Genomic DNA, 15,537 nt, shown 5'->3' on the forward strand with positions numbered 1-15,537 from the left:
TTGCTGCCTGACACACCCTGCCGTGCCTATCAGCCGACTGATTCCACAGGTTGGTACGCACTCATCGATTGAGACACAAGAGCAGCTACAGTCGCAGTTCCGGCTGCGGTGCACACCCGGAAGAGAGCCCATTGCTGATCCGCTCGAACCAGGTCCGACAAACGGGATGCGCTATAAGATCTCGGCACCGGACATACCAGGAGACTGATGAGCACCTACGAGCGCAGATTTCGCGCCGACGCCCTGCCAAGCTTGCCATTTTCACGATCGGTCAAGATCCATCAAGTGTATTGGCGTCTTGGGTCTGAGTGGTCGGTCCGAATCCGGCAAGAGGACGATCCACATGACTACAAGCACACCATCACGATCAAAGGACCTCGAAGCGGGTCCGGACGGCCTGAAATCCGGACGGCCATCTTCGATGGAATCCCGAGCGATGACCGCGCAGACAGCCTATCGACGCTGAACGAGTTCCTCGGATCAGCCCAGCAACACGCTATCGACAAGACCCGTCACCACTGTAAGGTTGGTGAGGTCCTCTGGGAGGTCGACGAGTTCCACGGGAGGCACGCGGGGCTAATCATCGCTGAGGTTCACGCCCATGATGAAGCCTTCATCAATTCCATCGCGGTACCTAAGTGGGCCCCATACGAGGTGACATCTGATGCAACGTACAACAACGAGAACCTAGCCTACGACGACCCCGCCTGGATACAAAAATGGTAGACGTCAGCGTCCTCCTGGGTGCTGGCGCTTCAATGGATGGCGGCATTCCCACCTCTGGCCAACTCGTTGAGAGAGTCGGCGATAAGCTAACAGACCCGCGCCTCCATGCGATATTCGACGCAGTCCATGCTGGCTGCCTCATGCAATCGGCATCGACCCGGATCGCCGGCGGATCGCCCGCATGGCCGACAATTGAGGATATCGCGAACACAATTGATGCACTCATCGATCGGAGTATGTCAGACATAGCGCCATTCGTTGCATCTTGGAGTCCAATGCTGAAGTACTTGGACGACGCTGAAGATGTATCACGGGCGACAAGCCAGCGCGTTGCACGTCTTCTGCAAGAGAAGTTCTCTGACGCATCGCGGGGGGCCACCGACACGATCAACGAGAACTGGTCACAGTGGTCGGCGCAGTTAGTTGAGGCGATTAGGCCACAATCGTCAACCGACGCGCTGCTACGCAAACTACGCGGACAACTACCACACGTTGTCGCCGAGCTTCTCGCAATTCCACCAGGCGGCGACCTTGAGTATCTTGCACACCTCTTCAAACTAGCCCCAAACCACACAGATCAACTCGCTCTTGCAACCTTGAACTATGATCTAGCAATTGAATCACTATGCGATAAACGAGGAATTCTGTACGATGACGGACTTGATGAATGGATAAAAGGTAGCCCAGAGCAATTCGATGATTCACGGATCGCCCTCTTTAAGTTGCATGGATCGCTTTCATGGCAACGCGACGCTAACGATAACTACCGTCGAAGAATTGTGACCGTCGACCCAGCAGAACCTGGAATTATATTTGGTGGAAAGAATAAGCTAACCACACGCGGCCCATATCTCGATTTATTGTGGCGATGGCGCTCAGAACTCGCCACCAAGAGCAAGCTCGTGATCATCGGGTACTCATTCGCCGATGAGCACGTGAACGGCCTCCTGGTGCAGTGGGCTCGCACCGACATGGCTAAGCGGCTCGTCATCGTGTCTAGAAGCACCAACTGGCATCGCACTCTCACCGGCCAGTGGCTGCTCGCCCACGCCGGGCGAACACCTAGCTTCGATTTGCGCCATGTCGCAGACTCAGCCCGTGACGGTACCGCACGGAGCGTTCAAGTCGCACTGGAGCCTTTCGCATGATCCGTCGCGCGAGAACCTTGTCTGAGCCCTGGGACGCAGAAGCCGCCTCGGGCGAATCGCCTCAGGTCAACCGCATATACGGACCCGGCCGAACCGACCCCTACACCCTAGAGGCCACGCGGAATGACCCCACTTACCGTGCATTGTCACACGGCGTCAGTACGATGACCCGCAGCATCGACGCATCGACGCATCGGGCCATGCTGCGAGACCGTGACCATCCCAAAGATTGACAAAAGGAGACATATCGTGATAATGGGAAGTGTATATGGAACGACGTCCTACACCCTCACTGCACGAGACGGCCAATTGCCCCGCATGTGGCCACGACCTGAACTTACCTCCGCCGGCGGCAATCGGTAGGGAGGCAATCATGGGCAGCTTGGTTTCAGAATCACGCATATCAGCGCGAGCTATCGAACGAGAGGTTGGCCGCGCCGATAGGCGCCGTAGGAACTGGGAGACGACTAAGTCTGAAGCCCTCTCGTTAGCCGATCAAGAGACGTTTCAATCACCCATCGAATTCCTTGAACGATTGAGTGATTCTGCAAAGGTCAGCATGTCGACTGCCAAGCTCGTATACTCCGAACTTGGCGGGCACTTCGATAGGCCAAACAGTCGAATTCTGTTTCGTTGACCGATAACTCGTTCGGCATTGTCCGGCCATTCGACCCGAGTTCTGACGCACCGGCGGATACGAGCTATCGAAGCGATTTTGAGATTGACTTCGACCGGGTGCTGTATTCACCAGAGTTCAGGCGACTCGCAGGTGTTACTCAGGTAATCTCGCCTCAATCCGATTATGTGTTTCACGACAGGCTGACCCATAGCCTGAAGGTTTCGCAGATGGCCGCTCGGATTGCGAAGTATTTGCTCCATTCATACGCAGACTCAAACGGAGTTGGCGCGTCGCGTCAACTCCGTTTGAGTCCGACCGTATGCGCCTCGGCAGGCCTCATACACGACCTCGGCCACCCACCATTTGGGCATGCAGCAGAGTCTGTACTACAAGAAGTGTTGGCAGTAGGCATGAGACTCTCCAGTGCACCGCCCCGCCCACTTCTTTCGGACTCTTTTGAGGGAAACGCCCAAAGCTTTCGGGCTGTTGCTCGTCTCAGTATGCGCAAACCGGAGGATTCGGGACAGACAGGGTTGAATTTGACTTGGCGGTCGCTGGCCGCTTCGGCGAAGTATCCCTGGGAGCGTGGTGAACATCCCGAAGCGAAACCCGACCTTGCCCGCAAGTGGGGGTTTTATCAAACAGAGCGCTCGTACTACGACCATCTGTCATCGAACGGCTACTTTCTGAAGATCTCCGATCGTCACTACGATAAGAGCCTCGAAGCCGCAGTAATGGATTGGGCGGACGATATCGCCTACGCCGTTCACGATGTCGAAGACTTTTTCCGGGCGGGGCGTATCCCTCTCGATTCGCTAGCGAAAGAGTGGTCAAGTAGGGAAGAATCTGCCGATAGCACCTGGAACCAGCTAGTATCGCTTACCCAGAAAAGGCTCGAAGCATATAAAGAATCTGTGGGCAAACCTACCAAAGACGAGATTATCAATCTGGCTTCCGATCACGTCGTCCCAAAGCTGCCAGATACGGCCTTTAACGGATCTCGCCGCTCCCACGCGCAGCTTCACGCATTCGGCAGCGAGATCACCACCTTGCTGCAGTCCTGGTGCACCCTCTCTAACAGCGGAGATCCCGCATTTGAGCGCCTCGTTATCGATCGCGAGGCGCGGATCGTAGCAGAACTACTGAAGGCAACGACCTGGATGTTTGTGATTCACGATCCGGTTGTCGAAACCATGCAAAGGGGACAATCCACCGCTATTAGACAGGTTTTCGAATATCTGCTTGAGATGTCGCTGAAATCATTCAGCGACAATGACTCCTGGCTGGCGCAACGTAAGCTTCCATCAAGACTACGCGAGTACATTGGCAGCCATCTTGAGATCGCGGATGAACTGGGACCTAGTCTCGCAGGAGAGCAAATAGCAGCGCGAGGAGTTGTGGACTTCATTTGTAGCTTAACTGATCGCCAAACTAGTTTACTACACCAGCGGATCACAGGAGACTCTACGTCGGCCCTTGCGCCGTATTGGCTGTCAGTCTAGTTTCGTGCTTCATTCTGCTGTGCAGCGGATGTCTCTTAATACCTGTAAACACCCCCGCTATAATGCATGGGCCGTTCGATAGCCTGCGGCACGCGTCGAGGCTCTCGAACGGCCCGTAGTGGGGTCAGTCCCAATCCCAGGGAGACTCCGGCTTCCAGTCGCTTTCCGTGTCCCACTTAGACACTGGATACGACGCTAGGTTCTCGTTGTTGAACCTCTTGTCCGAAGTGACCTCGCGATAGGCCCACTTCGGCATCTTCGCCGCGCGAACATCGTCGTCTTCGGCGTCGTGGTCTGCGCCTCTCAACGCCTCCAGCTCCGCCACGACTAGACCCTCATTGTCACCCTCGAACTCGTCTATGTCCCATACCTGCGCTGACTCGGGATCGACGAGGTGGTAGCGGCGCTTACGAATGACCAGTTCGGATAGATCGATGATCCCTTGAGCGAACGACACAGGGACATCGATCTCGTACTCCTCACGCTCATCGCCATACTTTGGTCCTTTCGCCGTAATTTTTCCGCCTCGGTCCTCATATTTGAGCTCACCTGATTCACGTACGGGGTCTTGGATGACGCGTGCGCGGATCGCGAAACCTCCTGCTTTCCAAATATATCCCTGCACGATGTATTCCCAGGTCAGCCCACTGAGGATTGACTTCTCGGAAACGATGAACTTGCGCTCACGCTCGTAGACGGGTTTCTCCGACGATGTCATTTCGTTCTCCTTTGTCTCGGCCGATCGCTGTCTTCCGTTTGAGCTCGTTTCCAGCGCTTAAACCTCTGCTGGGCTGCCTGTGCGGTCACCCCCTGGGCTTCGCCGATGCGACTCCAGCTTGTCCCCTGCCTTTGGGCCTCCTCGATCAGGCGCGATAGATCACGCTGCAAGGTCTCGATCTCGACGTGCAATTGTCGAATCGCGTCGAGCAGCTCCGCTTGCCTGTCAGAGGCACTCTGTCGGTACGCAGGCGAGCTCAGCAACTCGGCCACGACGCGACCTTCCGCCTCACCAGTACCACTAGTCACACATTGATCCCTCCTGCTTGCCGTTGGCCAACTCCCGGCCTTATGCTGGCAGTATCAACATATGTTGATACTGCCAGCGATATGTTGATCCTCGACCCTACTCCTTGCGATAGGTCAACAGAGGGTATCAACCATCACTGACAGTTGCCGTGCGAACACGCGAGGAGGGCGATCCATGGACATCGCTAACCGGGACCATCGGCTGGTGCACGATGTGCTGGCTGATGCCTCCGCAGAAGTGCTTGCCGAGCTCGAGACGATAGCTCAGGCGACGCTCGGACGTCAGGTTCACGACTCCGAAGAGTTCCGCAACAACTGCCGCCGCTTCGGTCTCGGCGACGCGCTCAATCTCGAGCACGACTGGGCCGATTGATCCCACCCCATCAAGTAACACAGGAGAAACCCGCAATGTCATCAATCGATCCCTACGTGCAGTCCATGCCTCCGACCAAGGCAACCGTCGGAGGCCGGCTGTCCCGTCAAACCGCCCGCGACCTCGCGACCATCAACTACTCGACAGAGGTCAGCACCGCTCGTGTGGCGGCAGCTGGCGAACTGCAGCAGGCCAGAATCGACGCCGTCGCCCGAACCGGCGCGTATGCCCTGCAGCAGGTCGCCCTGGTGTCACAGATGCAGCAGCAACTTGCGTTGGCGGCCCCGGCAGCGTCCGGCGATCTTGACTTCATTAAGACCATGACCGTCATAGGCATCGGCCAGATCGTCGCGGATACGGGCCGGGCGGTGAACCGGTGATGACCGCACTCGTTATCATCCTCGTGGTCGCCGCCGCGATCTTGGCGATGCTGTTCATTGCGAGGTTCCTCATCAACGTGTGCGACGAGTCCGACCGTCAAATAGAGATCGCCCGCGTCAATCGGGAACGCAGGTTGGCTGAGGCTCGTATCAACCGTCTGACCTATTCAGCAGTGCAGCAGATGAGCAATACGGCTGCTCCGCACGGCGTGTTCTGCCAGTGCGCGCGCTGTGTGGGGCGCGGAGGTCAGAGATGACCGACACGACACCGAACCTCGACATGATGCTCGGCGTTCAGTCCGACTACATCTCGACCGAGCAAATCGATCGGGCCAGACGGACGCTGACGCGGTGGGTATTCTCCGCTGCGACGACGAAGGCGCGAGAGTGTGGCTTTGCCTGGATGCCACGGCTGGACGCGCCGTCGACCTATCCGGAACTGTGCGCCGCATACTCCCGCTCGGCGGAGTCGGGCGGGTCGTTGCCGGTGTCGTCGGAGAACTCAGCCTCGGTCATCCTGACTTCACCCGCTGCCAACTTCGCCTGGCGATTCGTGCACGACGTGGCACACGTCGAACGTGGCCTCAGCTTCTCGCTGCCCGACGAATACGAGCTGGCGTTGTGGCACCTGTCCGAGCTGGAGCGAGATGGGTTTAGCACGGACAGTTTGGAGTACGCGTTCCTGAGGGCCGACACGCTCGGCCAGGTGATCATCAACGCGGTAGTCCGTCGGTTCCCGGCCGATCAGGAGCTGTTCGACCTCGAATGTCAGCTGTACGGGTTCGAGCAGGGCATCCTTCGCGAGATCCGCCGGGAGTCGTCGTGAGTGGCGACCCCGGCGGGCTCGGGGGCCGGCTGCTCAACGCCTGCATCGCAATATTCGTCAGCGCCATGGCGCTTTACGGTGCCATCTACATCCTGCAAGCGATCTGGGTTCCGCTCTGCATCACCATCGCGACCGTCGCAATTGTCGGCGGATCTTCCGCAGTCATTTATCGACATTTTCGACGCTGGTAGTTCAGATCAGCCCGAGTTCCAGCCGGTGTTGTGGAATGCGCAGGACATATTGACCGCTGCATTCGTGCAGCTCATAGTAAGGGCATGGCCGCTGCATAAATGCAGCACACCAATCGCCATTCAGATTATCAGGTAACCACCGAAAGGAGGGTGTATTAACTATGTCCAAAAAGCATTCACGCAAATCGCAACCGCAGAAGCGCGGCAGGAATCGGCAGATGCGGATTCGCAGCCAGCTCCGCTCCGACCCAGATCTGGGACGGATTGCCCGCACGGTGGTTGCCATCGCGGTCGCACAGGCCGAGAAAGAAGCACAGGAAGAGGTCGAACGCCGCGCGGAGCGCCAGGAGACCGGCGATGAATGAGGCCAACCGATTGGCTTTCGTCACCTTGTCGATCCCCGCTCCACTATCGATCGAGGCTGCGCATGCCGCCGTGGTCGCGCTGGCTGGACTCAGCGGACAACCTCAGGTCGTCATCGAGGCGCTGGGCAGCAATCGCCAGGTGCGGTGGCGCGTCGGAATGCCGGTGCGCTACCGCCACCAGGTGATCGAGGTACTGATGACCCATCTTCCTGGCCTCGTGGTCGACGAACCGCAGTTCCTCGCGGCCGGTCCGCGAGCGGATATCGCGGCGAAGGTGCGCGTTCGATCACGGTCCGGCGTTGATGGTCCGCTGGCACACGAATCCACCGAGTCGGTGACACGAGGGGTCCTCGGAGCCCTGGCGGTCGCCGGCAGTGATGAGCGCGTCTACCTCCAGGTAGTGCTCGGACCACGCAAGGCGCCCCGGGTACCCCCTGAACAGGTGCGTGGCGACAACCGCACACACGCCGCGGCCAAGCTCCGCGAGTTTCGGTTCGCCTGCGCCATCCGCGTGGCCGCAACGGCTGGCGATGACGACAGGGCTCGTCGGCTGGCAGATCGTGTCATCGCCGCGGTTCGCGGATTGAATGCGCCGAACGCACAGCTCACCGCCACCCGCATAGCCACTGCATCGTTCGACCGCGCTCGTGCGCCTTGGTTCTGGACGACGACGCTGAGCGTCAGTGAGGTGGTCGCACTGACGGCCTGGCCAATCGCTCATCGTGACGCCGCGCCACTTCCCGGTGTGCCGTCGCGACATCCGAAGCTGCTCCCGACTCTGGCCAGCACCCCAAAGGAAGGTCGGGTATTCGGCGTATCGACCGCACAGCCAGATCGCTGCGTTGGGATCTCGGTACGCGACTCGCTGTCCGGTATCGCCATCACGGGCCCGACCGGAGTGGGCAAGTCAAACCTGCTGGGTCAGTTCGCCCTGGCAGATATCACTGCGGGACGCGGGGTCGTGGTGATCGATCCCAAGGGTGATCTGATCGACGACATCCTGCAGCGCGGCGACGAATCACGACTCGATGACATCGCAGTCGTCGACGCCACCGACCCTGCGCCCATCGGCATCAACGGACTGGTCGGTGCCGTCGATCCAGACCTCGCGGCCGACACCACTCTCGGCGTCTTCCACTCGCTGTGGGCCGACGCGTGGGGCCCACGCACGCAAGATGTCCTGCACGCCAGCCTCCTGACGCTCGCCCGGCGCGGTGACGCATCGATCGCGATGTTGCCGCTGCTGCTCACCAATCCCGGCTTTCGGCGCTCGATCGTCGGCCGAGTGGCCCGCGAAGACCCGATGGGTCTGGGTGGTTTCTGGGCGTGGTGGGAGGGTCTCAGCGAAAACGAGCAGGCACAGGCCACCGCGCCACTGCTGCGCCGAGTTCGCCCGATCCTGCTGCGTCCCGGCCTGCGGGGCATCCTCGGCCAACGCCGCCCCAAGTTCGATCTGTCCGACGTATTCACCAAGCGCCGCATCCTGCTTGTGAGTCTGGAGAAGGGCAAGATCGGCCCCGAAGCTGCCGCGCTGCTCGGTTCCCTGATCGTCTCGCAACTGTGGACCGCGACCCTCGCCCGGGCCTCGCAGCCGCCTCCGTCTCGGCACCCGGTCACGATCCTGATCGACGAGGTCCAAGACTACCTCCGGCTCCCCGGTGATATCGGCGATGCGCTCGCTCAAGCCCGTGGCCTTGGCGTCGGCTACACGCTCGCGCACCAGCACCTCGGCCAGCTCCCCAAGTCGATCCGCGAAGCGGTCACTGCGAACGCCAGGACGCGCATCGCCTTCCAACTGAGTCACCCTGACGCCCGCGAGTTCGCCAGCCTCACCAGCGGCCAGCTCGAACCCGCCGACTTCGAAGCACTGCCTGCCTACCACGCGTACGCCCAGATCCTGCACCAGAACACGCCCGGCCCATGGGTCAGTGTCACCACCACGAAGATGCCCGACCCCGTGCGGTCCGCCGAGTCAATCCGACGCCGCTCCCGCGAGCGCTACGGTCAGCCGCTCAGTGACGTCGAAGCCGATCTGCTGTCGCTCACCGAACGCCGATCCTCCCGCGAATCCTTCGGCCGCACCAAGCGATCCGACACGGAAGGGGGTGCGTCATGACCAGCTACATCCCAGGACAGGGCATTCCGCCCGCTATTCCGGCCGGCTCATCCGCCACATCCTCGTCGTCGCAGGTCAGTCGCGAATCCGTGCGCGGTCGGGGGACGAATACTCCGCCGACGATGTCGACGGAGAGCGCCCGAGTACTGCAGCCCGACATGCGACGGCGACGAATCGACCGCGACGAGCTTCGACGTATCAGTGAGGCGATGCCGGAGCGTGACCGCGAGGTCCTGCGCCGCATCGACGAGCACCGCTACCTGACCACGCACCAAGTCCAGTCCTTCGTCTTCACCGATCACGGCAGTGCCGACTCGGCCGCCCGCACCACCCGCTACGTCTTGGCTCGGCTTGAACGTCTCGCCTTGATCCGGTCGCTGCCGCGCCGGGTGGGTGGGGTCCGAGCCGGTAGTGCTGCCCGCATCTGGCAACTGGCTCCGGCTGGTGCTCGACTGCTCCGCGACGAGGGTCAGACGTACCGCAGCCATGAACCGTCGCTGCGTTTCCTCCGGCACTGCTTGGCGGTCGCCGACGTTCACCTCGGCCTGCGTAACCTGACCGTGCTTGAAGCCGTCGAAGCGATCGACGTGGCGACAGAGCCCGCGTCCTGGCGGCGCTACATCGGTCCCGGCGGCGAACAGCGCTGGTTGCAGCCGGATCTTGCCAGTGTCGTTCGGACGAGTGACTACGTCGATCGCTGGTTCATCGAAGTCGACCTCGGCACCGAATCACTCCCAACCGTGCTCAAGAAATGCGGCCAGTACGAGACCTACCGAGCCAGCGGCATCGAGCAGGACGCGCATCACGCCTTCCCGATGGTGATCTGGATCTTTATGGGCCAGACGCGTGCCGAGAAGGTGAAGTCCTCCATCCTGCGCTCCCCCCGGCTGACTCCTGACTTGTACCGCGTAACGACGATTGCCGGCTTTGCCGCCAGCGCACAGGAGTGGCTGCAATGAGCGGGCCACCACGAAACCGGGTCCTGACTGGCGATGCACTCGCACAGTTGAAGACGCTGCCTGACGCCAGTATCGACTGTGTCATCACCAGCCCGCCGTACTTCCGGCTGCGCGACTACGGCCACGACGACCAGCTCGGCCTCGAAACGCACGTCGACTCCTGGGTTGCCCAGCTGCGTGCCGTGCTCACCGAATGCGCCCGTGTCCTCGTGCCGACCGGCACTCTATGGCTCAACCTCGGTGACACCTACAGCACCCACGCCAGAGAAGGCGCTGAGCGCAAGAGTCTGCTGCTCGGCCCGGAACGTCTGGCGCTCCAATTGATCACGGATGGCTGGACAATTCGAAACAAGATCGTCTGGGCCAAGACCAACACGGTGCCATCGAGTGTGCGGGATCGACTGACCGCCTCGCACGAGGTCATCTACCTGCTGACACGGTCACCGCGCTACTACTTCGACCTCGACGAGATCCGTATCCCCCACGTCTCACGATCACCACGTCGATCACCTCGACCAGCGAACCGCGCGGAGAAGGCAGGCCGAGGGCCCAACACCCACAGCGACCGCGGCCTGCTCGACCTCCGAGCCAGCGGACGGGTTGGTCATCCCCTCGGCAAGAACCCTGGTGACGTCTGGGCCATGAGCGTCAGTAGCTTCCGTAGCAGTCACATCGCGACCTACCCGGAGTCGCTCGTCCGTCGCATGATCCTGGCCGGCTGCCCACGTCTGCGCTGTTCGCACTGCCGCGCACCGTGGACTCGGGAACTTGTCCGACGCGGCGGCCACGCTCGCCGCAAACCACCGCGACCAAGCTGCACCTGCGATGCACCCGCCGAACCCGGCCTGGTTCTCGATCCGTTCATCGGCTCCGGCACCACGGCCGTCGTCGCCGCTCGTACTGGGCGCGACTGGCTCGGGATCGAGATCAACCCTGGCTACGTCGAGCTAGCCGAGCAGCGCATCCAAACCGCCTTGCAGCACAACACAACCAAGGCCACGAAACGAAAGGAGGTGCTATGAACAAAGAACACAACCACGAACCACGTCACGAGGACGAAGCAACCCGAAAACTCCAGCCCCGCATCTGGGTCGGCAGCCTGGCCGATTACAACGCCGGGCGACTCCACGGTGACTGGCTCGATGCCGCCGTCGATGCCAGCGACCTTCGGGCAGCCGTCTTCCGGATCTTGGTTAGCTCGCACGAACCAGGCGCCGAGGAGTGGGGCATCTTCGACTACGACGACTTCGGTGGCTATCAAGTCGGCGAGTACGACGCGCTCGACCAGGTTGCCGACGTCGCTCGCGGCATCGCAGAGCATGGCCCGGCCTTCGCCACTTGGGCCGAGATCCACGACGGCAATCCCGACATGCTCGCCCAGTTCGATGATTGCTTCATCGGCACCTACGACTCACCGTCCGACTGGGGCCGCGAGGTGCTCGAAGGCAGCGGCATAGAGGAGACGCTCGACCGTGAGGTACCTGCCGATCCCGCGCCTACATCCAGTTCGACTACGACGGATTCGCTCGTGACCTCCAGCTCAGCGGTGACGTCCATATCGAGAACGCACCTGATGGCAAAGTCTGGCTCTTCCGAGTGATCTAGTGCAGCCGGTCATCCGTCGTCGAGAGACTGCGGCCGTCCCAGTGAGCATTCCGCTCACCGGCCGCACCACCTCGAAGACGGTGACCGGAACACCTCCGGGAAAAAGCTTCAGGAAGGAGTAGGAGACTCATGAAAACACTGGCAATTCGTCTCGAAGACGAGCAGCACGCGCGCCTGTCGATCCTGGCCAAGCTCAGTGGCGTGTCGCTCACGGACACCATCCGTGACGCGATCGAGAGCCGTATCGAGACGCTGGCAGCCGACCCAGAGATCGCGGCCAAAGCTGAAGCACTGACCGCCGAGATCGACCGCGAAGCCGCCGAGCAGCGCGACGCCATCGCCACCCTGTTCGGCACCAGCAAGCGAGCAACACCGCGTGGTCGCCAGACCAAGGAGTGAGTCACCCATCCACAACCGGGGAGTCAGGTCGAGCTGCAGCCAGCAGCTCCCTGACTCCCCACATATCCCGACAAAATATTCAAAGAGGTAAGGACAACCTCGCCGAATTCTACAACGATTTTGGTACTGCATTTATGCAATTTTGGGAATAAAATAGAAATATAGAAACAAATGAATCGGAGATACATCACCATGACGAACACTACTAATGCAGTCAAACTCGGAATGGCGCTCAAAGAGCGCAGGAACGAACTCGAGTTGACTATCAAGGAGGTGGCTCGTCGCTCTGATATGACCGACTCCAACGTGCTTCGTATCGAGCGTGGTGACATCCCGCAGCCGAGACCGGAAACGCTGAAGTCCTTGGCTGATGTGCTGGGACTCGAACTCTCCGACTTGTTCAACCTCGCAGGCTACGTTCAACCGAAAACACTGCCGAGCTTCTCCCCCTACCTTCGCAGCAAATACTCAGATCTCCCGGAGTCGGCAGCGAAAGAAATGGAAGCCAGTTTCGCAAGAATTGCAGCAAAGCACGGATATGACCCGAATGGACCTCGCGACGGAGAAGACGAAGGAGAATAACTAACAGCCCACTATGAAAGGAGGCTCACCATGACACATACTCACAAACCATCAGTACTGACGAGCCTCCGGGCCGTCATCCCACAGCGCGACGCGAGCTTCCTGGAAACATTGCGTACCGCTGAGACCCAGGCTGCCAAGCTCGCCGATCTGATCGGAGACGAACGCGGCATCCTCGAGCATCACATCACCGGACTGCCACGCATGGTCGTCATTCGCGAGAACATCCCCGTCTCAGGCATGAGCTACTGGAACGGCCAGCAGTGGGTGATCGTGCTCTCGGCCAAAGAACCCGCCGTTCGTCAGCGCTTCACACTGCTGCACGAGTTCAAGCACATCGTCGATCACGGCCACACCGATCAGCTCTACCGCACTACCCACAAGATGACTGCGGCCGAGCAAGCCGAAGCCGCTGCCGACTACTTCGCAGGCTGCGCCCTCGTCTCCAAACGATCACTCAAAGCCGCTTGGGGCAACGGCATTCAGCGCGTCGCCGATCTGGCGTCTCACTTCGGTGTCAGCGAACCTGCCATCCGCGTCCGTCTTGCACAAACTGGACTCGACAAGACCGACGATGCACCCCTCGCGACCCGCTGCGCCCGGCCTGTCCACACCAGCCGCTCTGAACGCCAGAAGTTCATCCGCGCACCACGATCAACCCAACAAAGGAGCTACGCGTGACCGCCGCACCATCACCCGGGATCAAGCCGCTGGCGGTTCAGTATCTCCGCGTCAGCACCAAGGACCAAGCCGAACGCGGTGGCGAAGCAGAGGGCTTCTCGATCCCCGCCCAGCGCGAGGCCTGCCTTCGCAAGGCACAGAGCCTTGACGCGGTCACTGTTGCCGAGTTCGTCGATGCAGGCGAAAGCGCCCGCTCAGCCAATCGTCCGGAACTGAAGAAGATGCTCGACTACGTCAAGGCACACAAGATCCAGTACGTCATCGTGCACAAAGTCGACCGCCTTGCCCGTAACCGAGTCGACGACGTCGAGATCAACCTCCATCTCACGTCCGTCGGCGCACAACTGGTCTCCTGCTCGGAGAACATTGACGAGACACCGAGCGGGATGCTGCTCCACGGCATCATGAGTTCGATCGCCGAGTTCTACAGCCGCAACCTGGCAACTGAGTCCCGCAAAGGCATGCTTCAGAAGGCGAAGGGCGGCGGTACTCCGGGCATGGCGCCCTTCGGCTACCTCAACAGCCGCATCCGCACCGACGACGGCAGAGAAGTGAAGACCGTCGTCATCGACCCTGAGCGCGGCCATTGGGTCGCCTGGATGTTCGAGCGCTACGCCACCGGCGAGTGGACAGCCGGAATGATCAAAGACGAGTTCGACAAGCGCGGTGTGACCACTGTGACCCGACCGAATCGCCCCAGCCGGCCAATCGCCCACTCGCACATCACCTCGATGCTCCAGAACCGCTACTACACAGGCACAGTCAGATTCGAGGGCGTCGAGTACCCCGGCAGTCACCCTGGACTCGTCAGCGAAGCGCTGTTCGCCGAAGTGCAGCGTGTCCGCGAAGCCCGCCACCAGAGCCGCGAGAAGCCACGGGTACACAATCACTATCTGAAGGGCTCGGTCTACTGCGGGCAATGCGGCGAACCGCTCACGTTCGAAAAGACCCGCAATCGCGTGGGCACCACCTACGACTACTTCTACTGCCTCGGCCGCCAGCGACTCAAGAACGGCTGCACCTTCCGCGCTATCCAAGCGCCGCACCTTGAAGACCTGGTGACCGCGCATTGGCAAACCGTCACGCTCAGCGAGCAGCAGACCAGCGCAATCCGTGCGCTCGTCCTCGATCACATGCGCGTCCTGCTGCCCGATGCCGCTCAGTCGCGACAGACAGCCTCCCAACGACTCCAGCAGCTCGAACAGGACAGCCGCAAGCTGCTCGAAGCGTTCTATGCCGATGCGATCGGCACGCCAGAACTCCGTGCTGAGCAAGCACGCATCGCAACCGAGCGCGCGAAGGAAGAAGCGAAGCTCAGTGAGTTCGAGCTCCAGGAATCACACCTCACCACGAAGCTCGAAGGCTGCCTGGAAATCCTCGGCAACGCCCATCACTACTACCTCGAAGCGGATGCGAAGTCCCGCCGTGACCTCAACCAGAGCATCTTCACACACCTCTATGTCCACGACGACGACATCGTCGCCAGTGACCTGACCCCGGCCTACCAGCTGCTCATGAACGACGATCTGGCCGCGACACTGGCAGCCGAACGGAAGCGGGGGCAAAACAACGTCATTAGAACTAATGGCCTCATCGACGCGACGGAGATCGCCGACGATGGCGACAGAGGCGGCGAATCAATCCCACGGGACCTACCGGCACGCGCCCGCAGGATCGCCCCAGACGCCCGAATCCCTGGATTCCTGATCATCGAACGCCCCAGGGGTGCGATGCCGTGGGAGAAGGAAAGAACCACGGCCCCTGAGGACCGTGGTTCTAACATTATTTCTTTGGTAGCGGGGACAGGATTTGAACCTGCGACCTCTGGGTTATGAGCCCAGCGAGCTACCGAGCTGCTCCACCCCGCGTTGGTGAACACCACGTTACACACACGCTCGACAGCGAGGCAAATCGCCTGCTGCAACCGCCCTCACCTGCGCAAACGACAGTATTTCCGAGCCACTTGATGTGGCGGGAATCACGTTCGCCGGACCCCTGCCGGAGGGGCCGCATGCCCCAGGAGCGGACTCACGGCAGGG

General features: G+C 60.5%; 19 protein-coding genes and 1 tRNA gene. 17 read left to right on the forward strand and 3 right to left on the reverse strand.

All coding sequences use genetic code 11. The features are described 5' to 3' along the window. The first annotated feature begins 207 nt into the window (after positions 1-207). The 3 genes from ACVT6V_RS23840 (at position 208) to ACVT6V_RS23850 (ending at position 3,995) form a co-directional block, all read left to right on the forward strand. Positions 208-726 (forward strand): CYTH domain-containing protein, encoded by a 519-nt coding sequence (locus ACVT6V_RS23840; protein WP_489896562.1) that lies wholly within the window; start codon positions 208-210, stop codon positions 724-726. A gap of 275 nt (positions 727-1,001) precedes the next feature. Then, positions 1,002-1,874, forward strand: a complete 873-nt coding sequence (locus ACVT6V_RS23845) for an SIR2 family protein (protein ID WP_489896563.1) — start codon at positions 1,002-1,004, stop codon at positions 1,872-1,874. Positions 1,875-2,507: 633 nt separating this feature from the next. After that, a complete protein-coding gene (locus ACVT6V_RS23850; RefSeq protein WP_489896564.1) occupies positions 2,508-3,995 on the forward strand; it encodes a deoxyguanosinetriphosphate triphosphohydrolase family protein in 1,488 nt (495 codons plus the stop codon). Positions 3,996-4,119: 124 nt separating this feature from the next. On the opposite strand, the gene ACVT6V_RS23855 is transcribed toward ACVT6V_RS23850, so the two are convergent. Further along, entirely contained in the window at positions 4,120-4,713 is a 594-nt protein-coding gene (locus ACVT6V_RS23855; RefSeq protein WP_489896565.1) for a CYTH domain-containing protein, read from the reverse strand. After that, a complete protein-coding gene (locus tag ACVT6V_RS23860; protein WP_489896566.1) occupies positions 4,710-4,985 on the reverse strand; it encodes a hypothetical protein in 276 nt (91 codons plus the stop codon). Before ACVT6V_RS23860 ends, ACVT6V_RS23855 begins: the two co-directional genes overlap by 4 nt. Before the next feature lie 211 nt (positions 4,986-5,196). On the opposite strand from ACVT6V_RS23860, the gene ACVT6V_RS23865 reads away from it, so the two are divergent. The 14 genes from ACVT6V_RS23865 to ACVT6V_RS23930 all read left to right on the forward strand — a co-directional run bounded on the left by ACVT6V_RS23865 (position 5,197) and on the right by ACVT6V_RS23930 (position 15,333). After that, positions 5,197-5,394, forward strand: coding sequence for a hypothetical protein (locus ACVT6V_RS23865; RefSeq protein WP_489896567.1), 198 nt, complete (start codon positions 5,197-5,199; stop codon positions 5,392-5,394). A gap of 35 nt (positions 5,395-5,429) precedes the next feature. Next, on the forward strand, positions 5,430-5,774 hold the full coding sequence (locus ACVT6V_RS23870; RefSeq protein ID WP_489896568.1) for a hypothetical protein: 345 nt from the start codon (positions 5,430-5,432) through the stop codon (positions 5,772-5,774). After that, positions 5,774-6,031, forward strand: a complete 258-nt coding sequence (locus ACVT6V_RS23875) for a hypothetical protein (protein ID WP_489896569.1) — start codon at positions 5,774-5,776, stop codon at positions 6,029-6,031. The genes ACVT6V_RS23870 and ACVT6V_RS23875 overlap by 1 nt, the downstream gene beginning before the upstream one ends. Further along, entirely contained in the window at positions 6,028-6,600 is a 573-nt protein-coding gene (locus ACVT6V_RS23880) for a hypothetical protein (protein WP_489896570.1), read from the forward strand. The genes ACVT6V_RS23875 and ACVT6V_RS23880 overlap by 4 nt, the downstream gene beginning before the upstream one ends. After that, positions 6,597-6,791, forward strand: a complete 195-nt coding sequence (locus ACVT6V_RS23885) for a hypothetical protein (protein WP_489896571.1) — start codon at positions 6,597-6,599, stop codon at positions 6,789-6,791. Before ACVT6V_RS23880 ends, ACVT6V_RS23885 begins: the two co-directional genes overlap by 4 nt. A gap of 161 nt (positions 6,792-6,952) precedes the next feature. Beyond that, a complete protein-coding gene (locus tag ACVT6V_RS23890) occupies positions 6,953-7,156 on the forward strand; it encodes a hypothetical protein (RefSeq protein ID WP_489896572.1) in 204 nt (67 codons plus the stop codon). After that, positions 7,149-9,272, forward strand: coding sequence for a type IV secretory system conjugative DNA transfer family protein (locus tag ACVT6V_RS23895; RefSeq protein ID WP_489896573.1), 2,124 nt, complete (start codon positions 7,149-7,151; stop codon positions 9,270-9,272). Before ACVT6V_RS23890 ends, ACVT6V_RS23895 begins: the two co-directional genes overlap by 8 nt. 209 nt (positions 9,273-9,481) lie before the next feature. Beyond that, positions 9,482-10,231, forward strand: a complete 750-nt coding sequence (locus ACVT6V_RS23900; RefSeq protein WP_489896574.1) for a replication-relaxation family protein — start codon at positions 9,482-9,484, stop codon at positions 10,229-10,231. Next, a complete protein-coding gene (locus ACVT6V_RS23905) occupies positions 10,228-11,253 on the forward strand; it encodes a DNA-methyltransferase (protein WP_489896575.1) in 1,026 nt (341 codons plus the stop codon). The genes ACVT6V_RS23900 and ACVT6V_RS23905 overlap by 4 nt, the downstream gene beginning before the upstream one ends. After that, positions 11,250-11,831, forward strand: coding sequence for an antirestriction protein ArdA (locus ACVT6V_RS23910; protein ID WP_489896576.1), 582 nt, complete (start codon positions 11,250-11,252; stop codon positions 11,829-11,831). The genes ACVT6V_RS23905 and ACVT6V_RS23910 overlap by 4 nt, the downstream gene beginning before the upstream one ends. A gap of 134 nt (positions 11,832-11,965) precedes the next feature. Next, positions 11,966-12,235: a DNA-binding protein gene (locus ACVT6V_RS23915; RefSeq protein ID WP_489896577.1), complete on the forward strand. Its 270-nt coding sequence runs from the start codon at positions 11,966-11,968 to the stop codon at positions 12,233-12,235. Positions 12,236-12,427: 192 nt separating this feature from the next. Continuing rightward, a complete protein-coding gene (locus tag ACVT6V_RS23920) occupies positions 12,428-12,817 on the forward strand; it encodes a helix-turn-helix domain-containing protein (RefSeq protein WP_489896578.1) in 390 nt (129 codons plus the stop codon). 30 nt (positions 12,818-12,847) lie between these two features. Beyond that, the gene (locus ACVT6V_RS23925) at positions 12,848-13,498 is read left to right on the forward strand and encodes an ImmA/IrrE family metallo-endopeptidase (RefSeq protein ID WP_489896579.1); all 651 of its coding nucleotides are present in this window, start codon (positions 12,848-12,850) and stop codon (positions 13,496-13,498) included. Further along, positions 13,495-15,333 (forward strand): recombinase family protein, encoded by a 1,839-nt coding sequence (locus ACVT6V_RS23930; RefSeq protein WP_489900985.1) that lies wholly within the window; start codon positions 13,495-13,497, stop codon positions 15,331-15,333. The genes ACVT6V_RS23925 and ACVT6V_RS23930 overlap by 4 nt, the downstream gene beginning before the upstream one ends. On the opposite strand, the gene ACVT6V_RS23935 is transcribed toward ACVT6V_RS23930, so the two are convergent. Further along, a tRNA-Met gene (locus ACVT6V_RS23935) sits at positions 15,290-15,366 on the reverse strand. The genes ACVT6V_RS23930 and ACVT6V_RS23935 overlap by 44 nt on opposite strands. Positions 15,367-15,537: the final 171 nt, after the last annotated feature.

The organism is Gordonia sp. LMA167 (genome assembly GCF_058130025.1).

Coding starts and splice junctions, on each gene's coding strand:
- ACVT6V_RS23920 (WP_489896578.1), top strand. CDS start 12,428: ATGACGAACACTACTAATGCAGTCAAACTCGGAATGGCGCTCAAAGAG.
- ACVT6V_RS23865 (WP_489896567.1), top strand. CDS start 5,197: ATGGACATCGCTAACCGGGACCATCGGCTGGTGCACGATGTGCTGGCT.
- ACVT6V_RS23895 (WP_489896573.1), top strand. CDS start 7,149: ATGAATGAGGCCAACCGATTGGCTTTCGTCACCTTGTCGATCCCCGCT.
- ACVT6V_RS23845 (WP_489896563.1), top strand. CDS start 1,002: ATGCTGAAGTACTTGGACGACGCTGAAGATGTATCACGGGCGACAAGC.
- ACVT6V_RS23880 (WP_489896570.1), top strand. CDS start 6,028: ATGACCGACACGACACCGAACCTCGACATGATGCTCGGCGTTCAGTCC.
- ACVT6V_RS23905 (WP_489896575.1), top strand. CDS start 10,228: ATGAGCGGGCCACCACGAAACCGGGTCCTGACTGGCGATGCACTCGCA.
- ACVT6V_RS23870 (WP_489896568.1), top strand. CDS start 5,430: ATGTCATCAATCGATCCCTACGTGCAGTCCATGCCTCCGACCAAGGCA.
- ACVT6V_RS23855 (WP_489896565.1), bottom strand. CDS start 4,713: ATGACATCGTCGGAGAAACCCGTCTACGAGCGTGAGCGCAAGTTCATC.
- ACVT6V_RS23900 (WP_489896574.1), top strand. CDS start 9,482: ATGCCGGAGCGTGACCGCGAGGTCCTGCGCCGCATCGACGAGCACCGC.
- ACVT6V_RS23875 (WP_489896569.1), top strand. CDS start 5,774: ATGACCGCACTCGTTATCATCCTCGTGGTCGCCGCCGCGATCTTGGCG.
- ACVT6V_RS23840 (WP_489896562.1), top strand. CDS start 208: ATGAGCACCTACGAGCGCAGATTTCGCGCCGACGCCCTGCCAAGCTTG.
- ACVT6V_RS23890 (WP_489896572.1), top strand. CDS start 6,953: ATGTCCAAAAAGCATTCACGCAAATCGCAACCGCAGAAGCGCGGCAGG.
- ACVT6V_RS23910 (WP_489896576.1), top strand. CDS start 11,250: ATGAACAAAGAACACAACCACGAACCACGTCACGAGGACGAAGCAACC.
- ACVT6V_RS23915 (WP_489896577.1), top strand. CDS start 11,966: ATGAAAACACTGGCAATTCGTCTCGAAGACGAGCAGCACGCGCGCCTG.
- ACVT6V_RS23925 (WP_489896579.1), top strand. CDS start 12,848: ATGACACATACTCACAAACCATCAGTACTGACGAGCCTCCGGGCCGTC.